This window comes from Psychrobacter sp. 1U2, assembly GCF_051847575.1.
On sequence record NZ_JBPYDC010001472.1, the window covers coordinates 1 to 594 of the forward strand.

Here is a 594-nt window from a genome sequence, read left to right on the forward strand (position 1 = left end):
TGATTCTATCCGTACTGCCGATGACCAATCCTATGATGTCGATACTGACATTCAGTCCAATACGCTGCTTGAGCCTCAGCGTGCGCACTTGCAACTAGCCATTGATGGTATGACATGTCAGGCCTGCGCGTCTAGAATCGAGAAAGTCCTTAACAAGAAGTCCTCAGTTTATGAGGTGAATGTCAACTTCGCAGGTGAGACTGCCAATGTCGATTATGATCCAGCGCAGACGACGCCTGAACAAATCACAGAGTGGGTAAGTAAAACAGGTTTTGTCGCAAACGTGCAGGCAGGAGATAGATTGTTTGCCAAGACGGATACAGACACCGCGACAGAGTATCCATGGCGATTGATTGCGCTATGGGTCTGCTTGGTGCCTTTTTTGGTCGGTATGGCGGGGATGCTCTTTGGACAGAGTATGGCGTGGATGCCGCCTGTTTGGATTCAATTTATCCTTGCAACCATTGTACAATTTGGCTTGGCGTTGCCGTTTTATAAAAGTGCTTGGGCGTCCATCAAGGGCGGTCTTGCCAATATGGATGTGCTGGTGGTCATTGGTACGGTCACTATTTGGGCATATTCAACGTATCTATG

At 48.3% G+C, this 594-nt stretch carries 1 protein-coding gene; it reads left to right on the forward strand.

Annotated elements, in window-relative coordinates:
* Positions 1 to 7 precede the first annotated feature (7 nt).
* A partial coding sequence (locus ACS8FD_RS22695) for a cation transporter (RefSeq protein WP_439277521.1) occupies positions 8 to 594 on the forward strand: 587 nt, incomplete at its 3' end.